General features: G+C 43.4%; 17 protein-coding genes. 5 read left to right on the top strand and 12 right to left on the bottom strand.

Annotated features, from left to right (window positions below; genetic code table 11):
* Positions 1-50: 50 nt before the first annotated feature.
* From ABDW33_RS01790 to ABDW33_RS01755, 8 genes are all read right to left on the bottom strand, one after another.
* Positions 51-1,124, bottom strand: coding sequence for an acyl-CoA desaturase (locus tag ABDW33_RS01790; protein WP_343688355.1), 1,074 nt, complete (start codon positions 1,122-1,124; stop codon positions 51-53).
* A 422-nt stretch (positions 1,125-1,546) separates the two neighbouring features.
* Entirely contained in the window at positions 1,547-1,984 is a 438-nt protein-coding gene (locus ABDW33_RS01785) for a VOC family protein (RefSeq protein ID WP_343688354.1), read from the bottom strand.
* A gap of 28 nt (positions 1,985-2,012) precedes the next feature.
* Positions 2,013-2,351 carry a hypothetical protein gene (locus ABDW33_RS01780; RefSeq protein WP_343688353.1) on the bottom strand — a complete coding sequence of 113 codons (339 nt, stop codon included), beginning with the start codon at positions 2,349-2,351 and terminating at the stop codon, positions 2,013-2,015.
* A 170-nt stretch (positions 2,352-2,521) separates the two neighbouring features.
* Positions 2,522-3,757 (bottom strand): HAMP domain-containing sensor histidine kinase, encoded by a 1,236-nt coding sequence (locus tag ABDW33_RS01775; RefSeq protein WP_343688352.1) that lies wholly within the window; start codon positions 3,755-3,757, stop codon positions 2,522-2,524.
* A gap of 101 nt (positions 3,758-3,858) precedes the next feature.
* A complete protein-coding gene (locus ABDW33_RS01770; protein WP_343688351.1) occupies positions 3,859-4,542 on the bottom strand; it encodes a response regulator transcription factor in 684 nt (227 codons plus the stop codon).
* Positions 4,543-4,552: 10 nt separating this feature from the next.
* The gene (locus ABDW33_RS01765) at positions 4,553-5,137 is read right to left on the bottom strand and encodes a hypothetical protein (RefSeq protein WP_343688350.1); all 585 of its coding nucleotides are present in this window, start codon (positions 5,135-5,137) and stop codon (positions 4,553-4,555) included.
* Between the two features lie 198 nt (positions 5,138-5,335).
* The gene (locus ABDW33_RS01760) at positions 5,336-6,136 is read right to left on the bottom strand and encodes a hypothetical protein (RefSeq protein ID WP_343688349.1); all 801 of its coding nucleotides are present in this window, start codon (positions 6,134-6,136) and stop codon (positions 5,336-5,338) included.
* Positions 6,137-6,173: 37 nt separating this feature from the next.
* Positions 6,174-6,596, bottom strand: a complete 423-nt coding sequence (locus ABDW33_RS01755) for a hypothetical protein (RefSeq protein ID WP_343688348.1) — start codon at positions 6,594-6,596, stop codon at positions 6,174-6,176.
* Positions 6,597-6,956: 360 nt separating this feature from the next.
* On the opposite strand from ABDW33_RS01755, the gene ABDW33_RS01750 reads away from it, so the two are divergent.
* The 3 genes from ABDW33_RS01750 (at position 6,957) to ABDW33_RS01740 (ending at position 10,885) form a co-directional block, all read left to right on the top strand.
* Complete coding sequence (locus tag ABDW33_RS01750; RefSeq protein ID WP_343688347.1) at positions 6,957-7,532, top strand: hypothetical protein; 576 nt, start codon at positions 6,957-6,959, stop codon at positions 7,530-7,532.
* Between the two features lie 147 nt (positions 7,533-7,679).
* A complete protein-coding gene (locus tag ABDW33_RS01745) occupies positions 7,680-9,647 on the top strand; it encodes an SEL1-like repeat protein (protein WP_343688346.1) in 1,968 nt (655 codons plus the stop codon).
* Between the two features lie 203 nt (positions 9,648-9,850).
* Complete coding sequence (locus ABDW33_RS01740) at positions 9,851-10,885, top strand: MBL fold metallo-hydrolase (protein ID WP_343688345.1); 1,035 nt, start codon at positions 9,851-9,853, stop codon at positions 10,883-10,885.
* 80 nt (positions 10,886-10,965) lie between these two features.
* Here ABDW33_RS01740 and ABDW33_RS01735 read toward each other — a convergent pair whose 3' ends face one another.
* From ABDW33_RS01735 to ABDW33_RS01725, 3 genes are all read right to left on the bottom strand, one after another.
* Complete coding sequence (locus ABDW33_RS01735; protein ID WP_343688344.1) at positions 10,966-11,520, bottom strand: hypothetical protein; 555 nt, start codon at positions 11,518-11,520, stop codon at positions 10,966-10,968.
* Between the two features lie 310 nt (positions 11,521-11,830).
* Positions 11,831-12,325 (bottom strand): 5-(carboxyamino)imidazole ribonucleotide mutase, encoded by a 495-nt coding sequence (gene purE / locus ABDW33_RS01730; protein ID WP_343688343.1) that lies wholly within the window; start codon positions 12,323-12,325, stop codon positions 11,831-11,833.
* A 5-nt stretch (positions 12,326-12,330) separates the two neighbouring features.
* Positions 12,331-13,449: a 5-(carboxyamino)imidazole ribonucleotide synthase gene (locus tag ABDW33_RS01725; RefSeq protein ID WP_343688342.1), complete on the bottom strand. Its 1,119-nt coding sequence runs from the start codon at positions 13,447-13,449 to the stop codon at positions 12,331-12,333.
* Positions 13,450-13,713: 264 nt separating this feature from the next.
* Here ABDW33_RS01725 and ABDW33_RS01720 point away from each other — a divergent pair, with 264 nt between their 5' ends.
* Complete coding sequence (locus ABDW33_RS01720) at positions 13,714-15,990, top strand: GH92 family glycosyl hydrolase (RefSeq protein WP_343688341.1); 2,277 nt, start codon at positions 13,714-13,716, stop codon at positions 15,988-15,990.
* A gap of 112 nt (positions 15,991-16,102) precedes the next feature.
* On the opposite strand, the gene ABDW33_RS01715 is transcribed toward ABDW33_RS01720, so the two are convergent.
* Positions 16,103-17,299, bottom strand: coding sequence for a serine hydrolase domain-containing protein (locus tag ABDW33_RS01715; RefSeq protein WP_343688340.1), 1,197 nt, complete (start codon positions 17,297-17,299; stop codon positions 16,103-16,105).
* Positions 17,300-17,659: 360 nt separating this feature from the next.
* Between ABDW33_RS01715 and ABDW33_RS01710 the strand changes: the two genes are divergently transcribed.
* Positions 17,660-19,120 carry a hypothetical protein gene (locus ABDW33_RS01710; RefSeq protein WP_343688339.1) on the top strand — a complete coding sequence of 487 codons (1,461 nt, stop codon included), beginning with the start codon at positions 17,660-17,662 and terminating at the stop codon, positions 19,118-19,120.
* Positions 19,121-19,167: the final 47 nt, after the last annotated feature.

The raw sequence follows: 19,167 nt of genomic DNA, 5'->3' as shown, positions 1-19,167 counted from the left end.
GGTATCCGGATAATGGGAGCCTGTATCATTCAATACAGGCTCCCATTAAGTTATCTGACTACTACAGGTACCGGCACTTCTTTTAATTGTTGTTGTTGCATATAAGGGTTCCTATAGTGTTCCATAAATTGCTTTTTTGCATCTCTACAGGCACTAACCCCTCCAATAAATTTCAACGTCCTGATATAGTACCAGGCAAAATCAATCTGTCCTTTCAGAAATCCCGATCTTGCACTGGCAGGATAAAGGTGATGGTTATTATGCCATTCACCAGCCACAATACCGGGCCACCACTGATTAATAGATTTATCTTTATGGTTGAAATCAAACCCGGATACATGCTTCGTTTCACCTTTTGCATGCCCCTCATAATTAAATGTGCGCACGCCTACCCCCCATATGAAAGTACCAGCCAACGTGGCCAGCACCAGGTAAAAGCCACCAATACAATAAAAGGTCGTTAACCAGAAAATCAGATTTCCATAAGTAGCAAGTACCGCATTCAATGGATGAGCAATAGATCCCCATTTTTGATAAGTCTCATAACTATTGGCTTTTACCCCCGTATGGCTCAACATAGCAGCTGCTTTTTCATAGTCCTCTTTGCTCAGGTTCTTCGCTATAGGCTGATGATTAGCATCTGCCAGAAAGCAATATAAAAAACCTGCCTCTGCGTTATACGGATCTCCCGGCTCGTCTGATAAAGCATGGTGTACATGATGAGAGACTATATACAACTCTTCCGGTATGAGTTTAAATACAAGATTAGCAGTAAAAAAACGCCAGAACTTATTACTAAAAGTATAGGCCTGGTGCGTTCCGTAGCGATGATACCAGATAGTCCCATGCGTTCCCATGAAAATCATCCCGTATACAAAGGCCACTAACAGGTACCATGCATTAAAATCATTTATTTCTTTCCAGACAAAAAGGAAAAAGAAAGGTAAAAGACTTAAAGTACTAAACCATGAAAAAAAAGGTAACCAGTTCTTTTTGGACGCAAACACATTAATCCGGCTAAAAAATTCGCTGAATAACTGTTTAGTTGTAGGCTTTACCAGTGCTCCATCGCTGGTCTTCCAGCCGTAACTGGGAACAGCTAATACATTCGAGATAAAAGACATAATTCAAAAAAATTCTAAAGTGATAACAGTTGTAGGTATTATGAAGAAATTGAAACTAAGTAAGAAAAGAACTAAGAAATGAAATAACCGATCATTACAGTGGTAAGTAAAAACTAATTCATTGGCAAAGTATGCAAAGCAGCAGATAGCGGAACAATTACGTCAATATTTACAACCCCTTATACATTATTATAAATGTAATAATTATTTTGATTATACACACTATATAATTATTTATTTTCTCATTAACCAGCAGGCTCAAAAGGAATGTATCTATATCTTTTGTTAGCATTCCCCCTTACTCATGCTGTAATCCCGCTATGAGGGGGGCACGAAAAAGGGATTTCCAATGTAACATTGAAAATCCCTGTTATCCTTAAAATAAGGTATGAATTAATTAAGCAAGAGACCGGCAGTCGTGTTTACTTACCATCAAAAGCTGGATCATACTCAATAATCCATTCTATTCCATACTTATCCCGGAACATCCCGGCATAGGTACCCCATGGGCTGTCTCCAACAGGTCCTTCCACCTCTCCACCTGCTGATAAGCCGTTAAATATCTTATCTGCCTCTTCCCGGCTTTCTGCATTCACATATATTTTAGACCGGTTTTCATTTTCGCTCACCCGTCCCAAAAAACCCGGAACGTCATTGGCTACTAACACATTGTTTTTGCCCAGCGGTAAGCTGATGTACATTATCTTATCGGCCTCTTCTTCGGCTACCTGAAACTCAGGGCCCGACAAATCCTTAAAACGGGTAATTTTTGTAAACTCGCCGCCAAAAACTGATTTGTAAAAAGTGAACGCTTCTTCGGCATTGCCATTGAAGTTGATCCAGGGATTAATTGCTCTCATGAATGATTATTTTTAGTTTATGCTGTGTTTATGAATGCTGGCCCAGCTTGCTCACCATCTCTTCATACCTGATCAACACCTGCTCTTTTAGTTCATCAAGGTATTGACTTTTTATAGGATTAAATCGCTGGTTTTTTATCATTCCAATTGAAAACTCACCATCTATTTCCATGGTGTAGTACTGATAAAAGTACTGAAATCCGCTTTCTTCATCCACTTCAACAACTTTCACGGAAATAATATCAAGCGGCTCAGCAGGTGATATTTCATAGGATTGTGGTATCGAAGCAAAATTGACCCGCATGATATAAGGTTTCCCTTTACTATCTGCCCGAATATAGGAGAAGCTATTTGAGGTGGCTATCATAGACTGAGTTTAGTGCAAATTAGGGGACAACCTGCTATATTACCAAATCTTTCTCTGCCCGTTGGATGGACGCTTCCTGTTTTGACAGGTACCGCTCCCGGCGGATATATACAGGATCCTTTACAGCACACAGGAAGGTACAATATGATCAACCGGACAGACATTCCATTCTACTTTGCTTCCCTCACCACCGCACATATCCTTAAAGCAGCGCTGAATACTTTATTCTTGTAGTGGAGATTTAACTGTGCATGATTAATTTCACTCAAACGCGTTGCAATCCATAACCCTAATCCAAATCCCTCCTTATAGCTTTCTATACGTGTAAACTGCTCCTGCAATGATTTAACATCCTCAATAATGACCGCTGTTTCATTCTGTACCGTCACAACAACACAATCACGCTGTACAATGTCTACCCGTACAACAGAATTCGCTACGCCATATTTAAGACAATTGCTGAATAAATTCCCTAATATAATTGTCAAATGATCCTTATCCGCCAATACGACAATGTCTTCATCAGCCGGCGATATATTCAACATAAACTTAAGCCCGCTCTCACTTGCCTGCTGCTGCAGGCGCTCCATTATTTCCATACACAACTCTGCTATGTGAATGTTGCGCTTGTTCACAACCACACTATCAGCCTTCAACCGGCTCATCAACAAAAAATTATCTACCAGTTTTTTCAATCGCTGTACCTCCGCTACCTGGTTTTGGATCAGCACCTGCATTTCCCCGGGAATATCTGCTACTTTCGTTGTTTGCAGCTCAGTCAACAAATTACTTAATGGTGTACGCAGTTCGTGTGATGCCGCAGCGAAAAAAGCATTTTGTAGCCTGGACTGGCTATCTATCCTTTCCAACATCCTGTTTAACGCCACCGTCAATTCATGCAGCTCGTCCTTAAATGCAGGTTCTTCCAGCAATTGTATACTTGCTGTCAAATCCGTCCGGTTCGCTTTCTTGATAATTTCTTTCAGGGGAAGTAAAAAGATACCCGATAAAAAATACCCCGCTATAATAGAAATAATAATCGCTGCAGGAATATAAATCAGCACTAATACCCGCAACTGTTGCATAGATGCATTATAATCATCTGCCGGCAATGCATAGACAATAGACAGGGTACCGCCTGTTTCCAGCTTCCTGCTTTTTGTAATACGCCAGTCTTTGGTATTTTTCTGAATGCTGTCTTTTGTAAAACCGTTACCGGATGTCAGATTATTAAAAAGCGTATCAGTACGGACAGTATTATTATAAGTCACCAGGAACCTTTCATCGGCCTGGGGTAATGTAATGGTAATGGGATTAACAGTTATTTTCTGTAACAAGGTCGTTGCTCCTGTCGATAAACGAAGGATAAAATTATTCTCAAATGCACGCCTTACCTTCGCGTACATAAGGAAAATAATAGCTGATAAAAACAGGATCAACAAACAATTAAACAGCAATCCAAAACGGAACCTGATGCTTGTATAAAACGGGTATGACGAATATTTCTTCACGTATTTTTTTTGTTCCCTTTTAACATATAGCCGGCACCTACAACGGTCTTGATTAGTGGATTATCAAATCCCTTGTCAATTTTCTTTCTCAACTGGTGCATATACACTTCGATAATATTACTTTCAGGATCAAAGCTCATCTCCCATGCATTTTCAAGTAACTGATTTTTGCTCAGGACCCTGTTTGCATTTCGTGCCAGGCATTCCAGCAACAGATACTCTTTCGACGTCAGGTTAATTTCTTTATCTCCCCGTAATACCTTACGGGCTGCCGGGTCAATGAAGAGATCATCAATCATGAATGTTGGTTTAGCAGCGTTGGAAGATATACGCAGTACAGTCCTTATTCTTGCCAACAACTCCTCCCATTCAAACGGTTTCCTGATATAATCAACTGCACCAAGGTCCAACCCTTCTACGATCTGTTGGGTATCGCTTAATGCACTCACGATGATTACCGGTACATTTATATTAAAAGCCCGCAGGTTTTTCAACACCTCAAATCCATTGGCAGAAGGAAGCATCAGGTCAAGCAGGATCAGGTTAAATTCTTCGCTGGCAGCCTTTTCAAGTGCAGCAGCTCCATCATGACAGATACTTGTGAGGTAACCTGCCTGCTTTAACCCGTTTTCCATATAACCGGCTAATTTCCTTTCATCTTCAACAATCAAAATTTTCATAGTTCACAGTTTATTGAATCAGATAGGTAAGACTGTCTATCGTAATCGAAGATGGTCTTAACACCTGTCCATCCACATTTACAAAACCATCCTGATCGCTCCGCTGCTGTCCTTTTACTGTAATTTTCCTGGCAGTCAGGATGATCGGTGTCAAATTGTCTGCTACATGTGGCGGTAATACGACCAACATTCCTCCAATTACCAACCCGGTCGTTCGCCCCCCTTCATCTTTTCTGATATAAAATTTGCTCCCGCTTACAGAGACATCATTCCCCCTGCTCGGTAAGGGCGGAGCAATATTACTGAGATCAAACTCCTGGTTATGTGCATCCCTGATTTTTCTGAGCTCATAATTATTACCATCTTTTCCATGTATACCCGCTGTATATTCAACAGATACAGTTGCCTGTGGATGTGCTGCCTGTAAAACCCACCTGGCTTTGTGCGGAGGAAAATGTACCCATATCTCTCCGCTGCCCGCCGCAATCAATAGCTTGTCAATATCCCCATGCGGATTATTCCCATACTTAACCACTACCCCCTTGATCTCTTGCACCATTGGTACGGGAACTGCTGTAGCAGGAAATGTACTCATCTCCTGTTGATGACGATTTTCCGTGTCGCTATACCAAAGAAAAGCAGCTACTATCCCCACTAACAAAATGGATATGATGATGATTACAATATGTTTCCGGAAAAAGTTCATGCTGACGCTTCTTAAAAAACGCTATCCTGAAAACGGGAAATTTTGCTAAAAACAACCCGTTTCAGGATACACGTTTACAATAAACCATTACTGTGCCAGATACTGGTGGCCATTCAAGGTAATTGTTTGGCAATGTACAAGTTTATAATTTGCAGAAGATGCCTCTCCTTCATTTGTCGCTCTTTTCATACCGGTAAAAGCGATCGCTGAGCCGACCTGCATTGAACTGCCCAATTGCATCGCAAATGGTGGTGGAACGCGCAGTACGGTATTACCATCAATAATTACCCCGACCAATACATTCTCCCTGTTAAGTTGCAGTCCGCTGATCTTTCCATTACCCGACACATATGTTTCAGGCGTTGGCATTGTCGTTGGGGCACCGGTATCTGCGATGGTTTTCCCATTTGCCTGTACCGACAACATCCTCACTTCTTTCTGCCCAGTAGGCGCATAATTCAAGGTGCCTGTAACAGTGGCCTGTGTACCAGGCTTTAAACCATCCCTGACTGTTGCGCCAAGGTGTGGTGGAAACTTCACCAGCAGTGTGTCACCATTATTTGCCAGGTAGTAGCCATCATATATAAAATCGTCATTGTTGGCAAGACCCACAATTGTACCTGTGAATGTACTTACCTCCTGCAGTTGTCCCGGAGGTGGAGGAGGCAGCATACCAGGTGCTCCAGGTGGCGGCGGAGGGGGAGGTATGCCAGGACCACCAGGTGGTGGCGGTGGTACGCCGGGACCGCCTGGTACCGGGGCTTGCACACCAGGCCCTGGTGGTGGTGGTACATTTGCTGCTGGTACTTGTGCATACAGCATCGTTCCGGTACAAAGGCAGCATGCTGCCAACATAAATACTTTTGTGAGATTTTTACCTGTTTTCATAATGCTATAATTTTTCTTGTGAATACATAGATGTGATCTACAGACTGTTATTCGCTTCAAGTGAAGAGATACACCATTCAATACCCTGTAATAAACTGTTAAATGCTACTATTTCGTGGGCAGGCGCATGCGACAATACCTCTGCCACAGCCTCCTGTTTTGATTCACCTATTTCTTCCAGTAAAAGAGGTATCGGAATTTCGGTTTCTTCTTTATGAGAGACCAGTGTAATCCCCTCTTGCCTGGTAAACTTTTCCCCTGTATGGTGCTCCACAGACCTGATTAAGCTATGCATCCGCTGCAATAGCAAACTGCTGTATAATTGTTTATGGGCAGGCCCTTCTGTAAGTTGATGTAAAGCTTCTTCCCGGTCTGCTTTGTTTTTGATCAGCAATTGGATAAATGGAGCTGGATTACCAGTTAATTCCTTTAATTCTTTTTCAACATGATGTTTAGGCATAACTATTACTTTTGAATGTAAAGTTGGCCTGAGGATATAAGGGCTACATGAAGACGGGATTAATTTTTCTTAATACCTGCAAATACATAGCAGGCACATCGGGGGTTTCATTGTGGGGCAGTGATTGCTGATCTCTTTTTATTATAATAATCGCCTTCCTGCTTTTGTGCATGCAGCGGAAAGCAGCAGCTCGTGCATTATAAAGTTTATTTTATTAACCTTATCAGGAAAATCCTGACTTTCCCAACGCGCTGTTCATATTAAACGCCATTGCACCGTCACCTGCCAAAGCAGGTACCCGCTGCTTTCCTCAGGTGCTATATAGGAAAATATCTGATCTTTTTAACGCATCTTTGTACCATGCAACAAATACAGGACCTTATCCAGGCAGGACAAATCGAGACTGCCATCCGGGAAACAGAAACCAGGCTCGGCCAACTGCCAGCATCTGACTTCCATGCTATCATCGGCAAAGATCTGCTGCACCTAAAAGCGCCGTTGACAGCATACCTCAATTACGTTTATACCATCATGAAGGAAGACGAGGAACTGGACGTCAAGGCCCTGTACCTGGAAATGAACAGTTTTACCATACAATACGACCAATGGTTCCTGCATGTATTAGCTTATGAGTCACTTAACGACCGCGACAATCCCGACTGGCTGGCTAATTTCAGTGGAGAATCTCAAAAATCCCTTACTATTACGGGCTTTGAACTATTGCAGGAAGCCAATAAAAAATTCATGGAAACTGAAGGATATCGTGATGATCAATTGAGACAGGCATGCGAACTACAGGAACACCTTGTCATACTCAGGGTGCAGGAACTGGCTATAAAAACGACCAATGATAATAAAGGAAAAGCTCCCTGGGCAAATATTCCTATGTTCGTAGGTGCACACGATTATGAAGACCTCATCTTTATGATCAGATAGGACGCTTGCTATCAACATGCGGCATTAATAGACCGGTACCGTTTGTTTTGAACAAATCAAAATACTCATTATGCAGTGCTTCTTCATGTCAGGCACTGCATTTTTAATGTCAGCCAGGCCCATTTAAAGAAATACTACCTTTGCAGCATGTCGCACAGCGTATATTTAAGTAGCACCAACTCCTCGTCAGGGACAAACAAGGATGATATACTGATGATGGAATGGGGATATGAGATGCCTCTATTATTACAACCTTTGTTAGTCAATGGTGGCTTTATAAAAAATGACATCCTATACTACGAAGCCCGGCCGGGTATTGCAAACCTGAAAAGGTTCTACAATTTTCTGGAAACCATACCGGCTCTCATCAACCATAAAAGCAGCTTTACCACCAGCAAAAATCAGCTCTTCAACTACCTGGATAGCCTGAACCATGCATTTTTTAGTATGGATGCCCGGAGTGTATTCGATATGGAAGCGATTCCACATGATAAACAAGCAGCAACCTGGCTGGCAGATATCGCATTTAATAATGCAATGATCACCAAAGCCATCGATCAAAATGACATCTCCCTGTTGTCATACAATCAGCTCAAACATGTAAGCATGGCTTTTCAGACATTCCCTGAACTGCTGAACTACCCGGACTATCAATATGGATGGGGACATATCTGTGAAACGCCGGAACAGGAAGAAATTTACCCGGAAAACGGGTTATGGGGACTAAAAAGCGCCAAAGGAGAAATATTATTGCCGGCCCAATTTGATGAATTTTATGCATTCAGTGAGCAAGGTATTGCCGTAGTTATGAAAGCCGGTAAATATGGTTATGTACACCGGTCAGGGAAGATACTGGTTACGCCGGAATGGGATGAAGCCTATGATTTTGATCCTTCCAATCTGGCGATTGTTCAACGCAGTGGTCTTTTAGGACTTATCAATGTTTCGGGAGAGGTGGTAGCCGAACCAATATATGAAAACCTGCATAAGGCCGGGTATACTGGTCAGTACATTGCTCAAAAGAATGGTAGCTGGGGAATAATTGCAGCAGATACACAAGTGAGGGTCGATTTTAAATATGATAAGATAGAACTGCTGGACGAAAACGTATTCATGCTACAGCAAGATGGCATGTACAGCCTTACTGAAGATGGTGACCAGTTCGACCTGATAGTACGTAAAGCGCCGCCCCAGGGCTTCGCCTGGGCTTTTAAAGGGCTGGAGGTGTATCTTATAGATAAATACGGTATCTCAAGAGCCAATAAAGCCCTGGTACAGCAGGATGCGGAAAGTGACGGGTACAGTTTTTACTATGACAAGGCCGTACGGGCCCGGTTACTCGCTTACGCAAATTCGCCGGATGCAGCAACAACCGCAGATGCTTACACACCCGTTGAAGAATTGTATAATATCGGCGTAGATGCCTATAACAGGCAGGATTACCCTTCAGCTATTCATCATTACACACTGGCAGCAGAAAAAGGATATGGGTATGCCATGAATAACCTGGCACACATTTATTACATGGTGGATGGATATGTAGACAATGACAAAGCATTTTACTGGTACGGAAAGGGAGCTGCTGCCCGTAATACAAATGCACTCAATGGACTGAGTTTGTGTTATCAATATGGCATAGGCACACTACCTGATATAGATAAAGCGATCGATTTGTTACTACAGGCAGCTGAAGATGGTATGGCAGCAGCACATAACAACCTGGGATACCTGCTTTCTGATACTGATCGGGAGCAGGCGTTATACCATTATCTGCAGGCCGCTGCACTTGGAGAAGCTGATTATGAAGGATTGGGATACCTGTATGAAGAGATGGGAGATTATGAAAAAGCTTTTCGGTATTACCAGCAGGATCAGACTGAAATCGGTGCTTTTAAGCTGGGCGTTTTCCACAAGAACGGTCTCGGCACGACAAAAGATCTAAAAGCCGCCATAGGACACTTTCAAAAAGCAATTGCCGGCGGCTATGATGAAGGACATATTGAACTGGCACGAATATACCTGCAGGAAGACGGCTTTATTGATAAAAAGCTGGCCCAGGCACATATGGCGGCGGCTGAAGAAGCAGGTCTTGACATCCCGGAGGCTTTATTATAATAGCCGCTTACCCTTCTTTTTGACTGCCAGGTAAACAAACAACCTTTTTTTATAAGCAATCCATAGAAATTTTTATTTTTTAAAATATCCAGCTTCCTGATTCGTCATTTAACTCTATGAAGAAATTAATCAAGATCGCTATCAATTGCCTGAAGATAGTACTTGCACTAATTATACTATTGATAATTACAGTATTAATATACATGAGACATCCACTATTTGGGGAAAAGCCTTCAGGAAAAAGGTTAGCATTAATCGAGCAATCACCGAATTTTAAAGACGGGCAGTTCCAGAACATTCACCATACCCCTTCGCTTTCTGAAGGATACAGTATGGGAGGAGTTTTATATGACTTCCTGTTCAAAAAACGTTTGCGCCTGCGCCCTATAGATTCATTACCCTCCGTAAAAACCAACCTGTTGGCACTTGCTCCCGGGCAGGACGTGTTAGTCTGGTTTGGACATTCCTCCTACTTTATACAGGCAGCAGGAAAGCGTTTCCTGGTAGATCCGGTATTTTCTGGTAGTGCTTCACCTCTACCTGGTGGTACAAAAGCATTCAGAGGTGCCGATATTTATACAACCGATGATTTTCCACACATAGATTATCTGTTTATATCCCACGACCATTACGATCATCTTGACTATAAGACCATTCTCGCCCTGAAAAGTAGGGTGGGCAAAGTTATCTGCGGACTTGGTGTAGGCGGACACTTTGAAAGATGGGGATATACACCTGACCAGATCATAGAGACAGATTGGTGGCAGGATGTAAACCTTGGCGATGGGTTTGTTGTACATACCGCCCCTACCCGACACTTCTCAGGCAGAAGTCTTTCCCGGAACAATACACTATGGCAGTCCTATATATTGCAAACACCGGAAATGAAAATCTATATCGGGGGAGATAGCGGGTATGATACTCATTTTGCAGAAATAGGACAGCAATACGGTCCGATCGATTTTGCCATTCTGGAAAACGGACAGTATGACCTGGCATGGAAATACATTCATATGCAACCGGAAGAGGTATTGCAGGCTGCAAAAGACCTGAAAGCAAAAAGACTGCTGCCGGTACATTCGGCTAAATTCACACTAGGTAATCACGCCTGGGATGAGCCGTTGAAAAGGATCTCGGCTATAGCGGACATACCATTGGCCACTCCCATGATCGGGGAACTTGTGGATTTACGTAATGATAAACAAAGCTTTAAAGCGTGGTGGACGGGTGTGAATTAATGACATAAAAAGCTGCACCAGTCTCAGGCTGGTGCAGCTTTTTTATAAAGCAATATATAGACATCTTCTGCTCAAATACTTTATTGGCAAACAGGTGTCACCACCAGTAGCGTCAATGGTACCTCCCTGTATTTCTTAAACGCTTCAAAAGTCAATTCCGCAGGCAGATCCTGGAAGAACCTTTCATCTGCCTGAAGAGATACATTGTCCTTCCTGATGTTGAAGAAAATCTTACTCCATTCCTTCTTCACTACTACATCTTCATTCTTGTCAAATAAATCACCGATAGTGGTTCCTACAGTATACCCCGTTGCGGTAATCACCTTCGTAGAGTTGGTTGATAACCGCTGTATTTTACCTGCATTAATGTCAGATGTTTCCATCAGTACGTAGGAGCTATCTTTTAATACCGCTTTCACATAGTACCATTTTCCTTTCTCATAATCCGTGTTGGTTGTGTCGACTCTTGCTGGGGCAAGCGTCTTAATCACATCACCCAAACGACATAAGGAGGTAGTGCCTAAAAGCTTGTCTGTGACGATAAGCCCTTCTTTTTGGGCAACAGTTTTAGGCTGGGTACTGCTGCAGGCAGTAAAACATAACATGGAAAGGGATAAGTAATAGAATAGTTTCATAGAGCTTTAATGTTAATAAGTCACTAACCTAATAGGAAATACTTGTATTAAAGATGTTCTTCGTCAGGCACACTGAGGATTATGGTTAGTATTGAGGGGGGGGGATAAAAAAAGCTTCTTGCTGATAACAGCACCTGATACTTCACGGACAACCCGTTTTGAAACAGTAAATTAAAGAACTCACCAGGAGTAAAATGAAACCGATGTGAATGGCTGCTAATAATTTATTCTCCATCAGGTATCCAAAATCAAAAGGGGCTATCTCAAAGTGTTGAGACAGCCCCCTTTGATTGCTATTCAGTCCCTTCTATTAAGAACGGTCTAACGTTTCATTCATCTGGTTCACCTTTTCATTGTTCTCCTTCTTCATAGCAGCCAGTTTCTCCCTTAATGCTGGGTTACAGGTCGCCAGGATCTGCACCGCCAGCAAGCCTGCATTACGCGCACCATTCACACTTACGGTAGCCACAGGAATATCACCAGGCATCTGCACGATAGACAGCAGGGAATCCCAGCCATCCAGCGAGTTAGAAGACTTGATCGGTACACCTACCACAGGCAAAGTAGTAATAGCTGCCACCATACCAGGAAGGTGCGCTGCTCCACCAGCACCCGCAATGATCACTTTCAGACCACGCTCTTCAGCAGTAGCTGCGTAATCAAACATTCTCTGTGGGCTGCGGTGTGCGGACACTACATTAAACTCGTAGCCGATGTCGAATTTCTTTAACACCTCTATCGCCTGACGCATAATAGGCGAATCAGAACTACTGCCCATAATAATGCCTACTTCTACCTGTTTCATATTGATTAATTTAAAATTTTCCGAATAGTTTCAGCCTTAACGACCACTCCTTCCATCGAACTGTCTGTAATTGTAATATGGCCCACCTTTCTGCCTAACCGGCTGCCTTTCTTGCCATACCAGTGTAGGTGCGCACCTGGTACGTCTAGCAGTGCCTGTACTTTCGCTTCCCTGTTCGAAGCCAATGAAGCAGTGTCCAGTATGTTGAGCATATAAGAAGGGAAACGAAGGGCGGTGTTTCCCAGTGGCAAACCTAAGATTGCACGCAGCAGTTGCTCATATTGTGAGGTCGTGCTGGCTTCAATGGTGTGATGACCGCTGTTGTGAGGTCTTGGCGCCAGTTCGTTCACTAATAGCTGGTTATCTTTTGTCACAAACATCTCTACGGCAAGGATACCAACCAGTTCAAGCGAATTTGCAATCTTTTCTGCAAGCGTATACGCTTCCCGGGTGAGCCCTTCTTCCAATTGGGCAGGAGCTACCTGGAATTCAAGTACGAACTTCTCATCGGAAAATACCATGGCTACAGGATCATAGCACTTTACAGCACCATGCTCATTTCTTGCTACGATCACCGCAATTTCTGTTTTGATATCTACCAGCTCCTCCAGCACGGATGGCTCATCAAAAGCATTGGCGATATCTGCGCCTGATTTCAAGACCATCACACCATAACCATCATACCCATTACGGCGTTTTTTAAGACAACCCGGCAATTTGCTTTCTATTTTGTACAGATCATCTTTACCATCAACAGCTACGCCCGGTACTACAGGTATATTATGTGACAGCAAAAATTGCTTTTGAGTATATTTATCCTGGATCACTTTGATAGTATCAGGAGAAGGATACACCTTTTTACCCTGCTTTTGGAGTTCGCTTAAGGCTTCAATGTTCACTGCTTCCATTTCGATGGTGATCACATCCAGGTCCTTACCGAATGCCAATACAGCTTCATAAGATTTGGGATCGCCAACGGTAAAAGATGAAGAATAACGGGCACAAGGCGCGTTAGGGTCCTTATCCATTACTGAAACGCTGAGACCGAGATCTATGGCATGACGTATAAGCATACCACCCAGCTGACCGCCTCCTAATATTCCTACTTTTAAATTTTCGAGCATAATCTGTAATTGGGATGCAAAGGTATAAAACTATTACAAATGAACGTAATCCTATTCTATTAAGGGTTTTACGGCCGGGAAGCCGCCATAAAGGGCAACCGAAATATTACATAACAATCTTATGCATACAAAGACCTATATAATAGGCTGGCAACCAGAACAATAAAATCATCGTTTTACCAGAAAAGTCCTTATTTTATGCCCGGTTATATGATAGGTATCGATGATATAACGCATATACACCGCTCAGACAAAAAACACTTTATGAAGAAAATGCTCACCTGGATGTTCGCTGCTGTTTGTTCATTCACTCAATATGCAGTGGCACAATCTCCCTTATATACCTATGTAGATCCTTTCATCGGCGCTGGTGGCGATGGACATATCTTCATTGGTCCTTCCACCCCGTTTGGTATGGTTAAACCCGGACCAGATTGTAAAGGACACAGTAATAGCGGATACATCCTGGACAAAAAAGCACCGGTACTAGGATTTAGTCAGACCCATGTAAGCGGTACCGGTGGTGGTCCTAAGTATGGGAACATATTGATTATGCCATTCTCCGGCGATTTTGATTCCATCTATCAGGAATCTACAAGAGGGGAAGAAGTAGCAAAAGCAGGTTACTACAGCATGATGCTGGAAAAATGGAAGATCAAAGCGGAAATGACCACAGCTGACAGGGCTTCCTTCTATCGCTTTGTATTCGGTCAGAAAGGGAAAAAAGCCCTGAAAGTAGACGCCGGACATTTCCTTGGTGAACCTGCTACACAAGATCCTGATGCGCGCGAAGCACAACAGTTTGTAGGTGCTGAAGTCACGGTTATCAACAACAACGAAATCAGGGGCTATAGCCGCATCAGAGGTGGCTGGAATAATGGAGCAGCGTATACTATATACTTCACCATGCTGTTCGATCATCCATTCAGCAGTTTCTCTACATGGAAGAGCAAACAGTTGTACCCCGGTGTAAAAGTTCAGTTTGACTCAGGAGAAAAGACCGGTGCTATCGCTTATTTCGACGGCGCTGAAGGAGATACCGTACAGGTTAAGATTGGTATTTCATTTATCAGCGAGGAGAAAGCGCGCTATAACCTGGATCATGAAATTCCGGGCTGGCAATTTGCTGATGTGCAGAAAGCCACTGAACAGAAATGGGAGAAACTACTCAACAGGATTGAAATAGCTCCTTCCGCTACAAAGGAACAGCATATCATGTTTTATACCGGCCTGTATCATACCATGCTGATGCCGGTGGACAGAACCGGTGAAAATCCATTATGGATTTCCAATGAGCCCTATTATGATGATTTCTATGCGATCTGGGATACTTTCCGTTCCTCCAATCCACTGCTTACCCTGATCACGCCTTCGCGCGAAGTGAGTATTGTAAATGCCCTGCTCAACATCTACCACCGGGATGGTTACATGCCGGATGCCCGTAGTGGTAATTATAATGGTCGTACACAGGGTGGTTCTAATGCCGATGTATTGATTGCAGATGCTTATGTGAAAGGCTTACAGGGAATTGATTACAATTACGCCCTGCAGGCAATGCTCAGGAATGCTGATGTACCCCCCGGAGGTATTGAAGAAAAAGAAGGACGTGGTGGATTGACGGATTATAACACGCTGGGCTATGTGTCTACCCGGTTCCCCAGGGCAGGTACACGAACTGTAGAATATGCCTATAATGACTATTGTATCGCTACCGTCGCCAGGGGCCTGCAACAGGATCGGTTGTACCAGCGGTTCCTGAAGCAGTCTGATAACTGGCAGAACCTGTGGAGACCATATGAAGACCACGGCGCAAAGGGATTTATTCTTCCAAAGAACTCAGATGGCAGATGGATAGATACGATTGATTGTAACGTGCTGAATGCACCTCAGAAAAAGATGCAATACAACCCGCTTGCACAGGACTACCCCATGTGCGTGTGCTGGTGGTGCGCATTCTTCTATGAGGCGAGTTCCTGGGAGTATTCTCTCTATGTGCCGCACGACGTAAATACGCTGATCAGTAAAAGTGGCGGCAGGGATGCCTTCAAAAAAAGGCTGGACATCTTTTTTAACAACAAATATTATAACGTCTCCAATGAACCATCCTTCCTGACACCCAACCTGTACCACTGGATAGGCAGACCAGACCTGAGCTCAGAAAGGATTCACAATATTATCGACAGTAGCTACAATACATCTGCCGCTGGTCTTCCGGGCAATGATGATTCCGGTGCCATGTCTTCCTGGCTGGACTTCCACATGATAGGGCTTTTCCCTAATGCAGGACAGTCCTACTACCTGATCAATGCACCATATTTCACCAAAACTATCATTCACCAGGAAAACGGCAAGGACTTTACCATCATTGCAAACAACCTTTCCGGGAAAAACAGATACATCAGGTCTGTAAAACTAAATGGAAAGGATTATGAACCATCCTGGCTGGAACATCAGGATATTGTAAATGGAGGAGAGCTGGTCCTGGAAATGAGCGATAAAGCTTCCACATGGGGTACGAAAGTGACACCTCCTTCAAAATAAGTAAAAAGCTGGCCTCCACACGAGGCCAGCTTTTTTTACGATAGATAGTTCGCACATATACTGATACCTGAAAAATAATGTCTTTCAGCAGGAAAAACATCTGCCACCAGGATTATTTAAACTGATCATAATCGGACCATACCGGATTTTTCTGTAATGCCCGCCATAATATCTGGTCCATGTCTGTTGTAAATTTACTCAGGTAACTACGGGTATTTGTTAAGATAACAAAATTGTACCCCTGACTGGTACATGCCTGCTCAGTGGCCGTACCTGGTAAACTACCCGTGTGATAATAATTGCCTCCATAGATCGCCCACCCACATGCATATTCACTATTTGCAGCAGAGGTCTTTAGCATAGTTGTCAATGTCGATTTGGTGATGATATCCGGCCGTACAGGGTAGCCATCAACATACACCAGGAATCTCGCCAGGTCCTTTGCTGTCGCCACCCATCCCCCATGAGCATCCATTCTGCGAATATTATAGGCATATGGATCTTCACCATATTGACCATAGTACTTCACTTCCTTAGGCAGCCTGTCAGCCAGCGTATTGCCACTGATCGTCATATCTGTTATTCCGATGGGGGTCAATACCAATGACTTTACAGCAGCTTCATAGTTCTGTCCTGTAATTTTTTCTATCACCCTGCCCAATATGCAGTAACCGAAATTGGAATAATCATAGTACATACCGGGTACATGATCCAGCGGCCTGTTATTCAGCGTCCAGTTGATCAGTTCCTCTGTCGACAATGACGCATTGGTGAACATAGGATCATTATCTGAGTTGCCCCAACCTCCGGAAGTATGATGTAATAACTGATCCACAGTGATCTCCGTAATATGCGGTCCATACGGCTGCGTGCCATACTTCGTACCCAATATCCCCCCTGTACCAAATACAGTCGCACTTAGAGAGATCTTTCCCTGCTCCAGCAGTTTCATAATGGCTACAGCGGTGAGTTGCTTGGACAAACTGGCCAGGCGATACAGGTTGGCTGTATCCGCCTTTTGTCCTTTCTCCTTGTCGGCCATGCCATACGCTTTTACATACACAAGTTTTTCTCCTTTAGTGATGGCAATCGATAATGCAGGTACACTATAAGCAGTCATAAATACATTCACCTGACTGTCTACAGCGACTACATCGATTTGTGTTGGTATGTGTGTCGTGTCAGGACCGTTGTTATTTCCCGAGGTATCAATACCATTTCCAGGCTTATTGTTGCTATCTTTTGAGCAACTTCCCATCAAAACAATGAGGGTACAACAAAGAAATAACTGCTGTGCAGATTTTAGCATAGTGATTTACTTTTAGGGTTAAGTGTCTGGTAAATAATTGCGCAAGATAGAGTTTCCGGCAAACGTGAAATAGCAAGGGTTAATAGTTGGCGGAAATGGTTTCCTGAATGGCTCGTTATTGGATTTTTCTGGTAGAATTTAAAAAGAAGAAGTTGTAGCCGCAGTAATCCGAAAGCATATCGCCCACCGCTATAATTTACCAGGGGAATGATGGGGTTGGGACCATGATAATAAAAGTATAATGTTAGATTGGCATTACAAATTTATAATTTAGCAACTGAATATTGAATTGCCGCAGAAATTGCAGATAACACAAATAACTTTATAGGGACCTACCCCCTATATTAAAAACACAGAGCAATGATTACAGGAGTATTGTCCCTTTTGGTTGCTGTTTCCAGCTACATGACTACTGATCTTCCCCGTCCAACGCCGCCCTCCCACTCCCGCGAGGTCGATGCTTATTTTGAGAAAATACGTAATGATCAGGGAATGCTAACTGCATTTCTTACAGCCATGCCCAAAGGAGGAGATCTTCATCATCATTTTTCCGGGTCTGTATATGGTGAGACGTTCTGGAATATATTAAATGAGAGCAATGGCTGGATGAACCCTCTTACAATAGAGATAGACACCGCCGGAACGCGTCACAAAAGCCCCTGGGAAAAATTTACATCCCTCCGTACCCGGAAAGATTTTGACTCGCTTAAACAGGCTTTTTTGCGTAGAACTTCTATCAAAGACTATCATGAATCAGCAGGCCCCAGTGATCAGCACTTCTTCGGCACCTTTGCCAGGTTTTCTACAATAGCCAGTTATGATATTCCCAAGGAGATGCAGGAATTTAAGCAACGGGCACTGGCTGAAAATGTATCCTACATTGAGACGATGCTGGGCGCCCCGGATGCCCCTATACAGCTGGCTGCAGGACGTACCTGGGAAAAGTCAATGATGGCGGCATCCCTGGCTGACAGTACTGCAGTAACAGATACCCTTGATAAAGTATATAACGCACTTATAACTGCAGGCATCACAAATACGGCCGTTAATTTCTGTCACAGGCAGGACCTGTTGCACAGGCAATCAGGCGTGGATGATAGTCACTTCATGTTGCGGTACCTGTTGCATGCAAACAGGAATGCATCGCCACTGAATGTCTACAGAAAATTGTTGATTGCCTTTCATGCGGCCAGTATAGACCCGCTGATCGTTGGAGTTAATTTAGTCGCTCCGGAAGATGGAGAGGTATCCATGCGGGATTACACCCTGCATATGTTAATGGTAGCTCATCTCCATAAACACTATCCACAGGTCAGGTATTCATTGCATGCAGGTGAACTGGCAGCGGGAATGGTGCGTCCCGAGTTATTACGTTATCACATCAGGCAGGCGGTAATGGTAGCAGGTGCGCAACGCATAGGCCACGGAGTAGATATTGCACACGAAGCACAGGCTATCCAGCTATTGGAAGAAATGAACAAACGTAAAGTAGCAGTAGAAATCAATCTGGTCAGCAACGAATTTATTCTGCATGTCAAGAATGATCAGCATCCTGTAATGTTTTATTATACACACAAAGTTCCTGTTGTGATCAGCACAGATGATGCCGCCGTTTTGAGAACTGACCTGACACAACAATATATTTTACTTGCCACCAGGTACCCTTCCCTTACATACAACGATATCAAGGGAATTGTCAGAAACAGTATTATCTACAGTTTTTTACAACCTGATCTGAAAGAACAGCAACTGCAACAACTGGACAAAGCCTTTGAGCAGTTTGAGAATGACATAGCAAGTCAGAAATTTGCCTATCTTTAGCCCATTAAACGCACCTGTTGATCATATTCCTTCTGGGCCACTCCGGC

The organism is Chitinophaga sp. (genome assembly GCF_039596155.1).
Taxonomy (GTDB): Bacteria; Bacteroidota; Bacteroidia; order Chitinophagales; family Chitinophagaceae; genus Chitinophaga.
This window is presented reverse-complemented; position numbering and strand designations above follow the sequence as displayed.

Bases quoted from the DNA above. Each gene is read 5' to 3' on its own strand.
- ABDW33_RS01790 (WP_343688355.1), bottom strand. From the start codon at position 1,124: ATGTCTTTTATCTCGAATGTATTAGCTGTTCCCAGTTACGGCTGGAAG.
- ABDW33_RS01785 (WP_343688354.1), bottom strand. From the start codon at position 1,984: ATGAGAGCAATTAATCCCTGGATCAACTTCAATGGCAATGCCGAAGAA.
- ABDW33_RS01780 (WP_343688353.1), bottom strand. From the start codon at position 2,351: ATGATAGCCACCTCAAATAGCTTCTCCTATATTCGGGCAGATAGTAAA.
- ABDW33_RS01775 (WP_343688352.1), bottom strand. From the start codon at position 3,757: ATGTACGCGAAGGTAAGGCGTGCATTTGAGAATAATTTTATCCTTCGT.
- ABDW33_RS01770 (WP_343688351.1), bottom strand. From the start codon at position 4,542: ATGAAAATTTTGATTGTTGAAGATGAAAGGAAATTAGCCGGTTATATG.
- ABDW33_RS01765 (WP_343688350.1), bottom strand. From the start codon at position 5,137: ATGAGTACATTTCCTGCTACAGCAGTTCCCGTACCAATGGTGCAAGAG.
- ABDW33_RS01760 (WP_343688349.1), bottom strand. From the start codon at position 6,136: ATGAAAACAGGTAAAAATCTCACAAAAGTATTTATGTTGGCAGCATGC.
- ABDW33_RS01755 (WP_343688348.1), bottom strand. From the start codon at position 6,596: ATGCCTAAACATCATGTTGAAAAAGAATTAAAGGAATTAACTGGTAAT.
- ABDW33_RS01750 (WP_343688347.1), top strand. From the start codon at position 6,957: ATGCAACAAATACAGGACCTTATCCAGGCAGGACAAATCGAGACTGCC.
- ABDW33_RS01745 (WP_343688346.1), top strand. From the start codon at position 7,680: ATGTCGCACAGCGTATATTTAAGTAGCACCAACTCCTCGTCAGGGACA.
- ABDW33_RS01740 (WP_343688345.1), top strand. From the start codon at position 9,851: ATGAGACATCCACTATTTGGGGAAAAGCCTTCAGGAAAAAGGTTAGCA.
- ABDW33_RS01735 (WP_343688344.1), bottom strand. From the start codon at position 11,520: ATGAAACTATTCTATTACTTATCCCTTTCCATGTTATGTTTTACTGCC.
- purE (WP_343688343.1), bottom strand. From the start codon at position 12,325: ATGAAACAGGTAGAAGTAGGCATTATTATGGGCAGTAGTTCTGATTCG.
- ABDW33_RS01725 (WP_343688342.1), bottom strand. From the start codon at position 13,449: ATGCTCGAAAATTTAAAAGTAGGAATATTAGGAGGCGGTCAGCTGGGT.
- ABDW33_RS01720 (WP_343688341.1), top strand. From the start codon at position 13,714: ATGAAGAAAATGCTCACCTGGATGTTCGCTGCTGTTTGTTCATTCACT.
- ABDW33_RS01715 (WP_343688340.1), bottom strand. From the start codon at position 17,299: ATGCTAAAATCTGCACAGCAGTTATTTCTTTGTTGTACCCTCATTGTT.
- ABDW33_RS01710 (WP_343688339.1), top strand. From the start codon at position 17,660: ATGATTACAGGAGTATTGTCCCTTTTGGTTGCTGTTTCCAGCTACATG.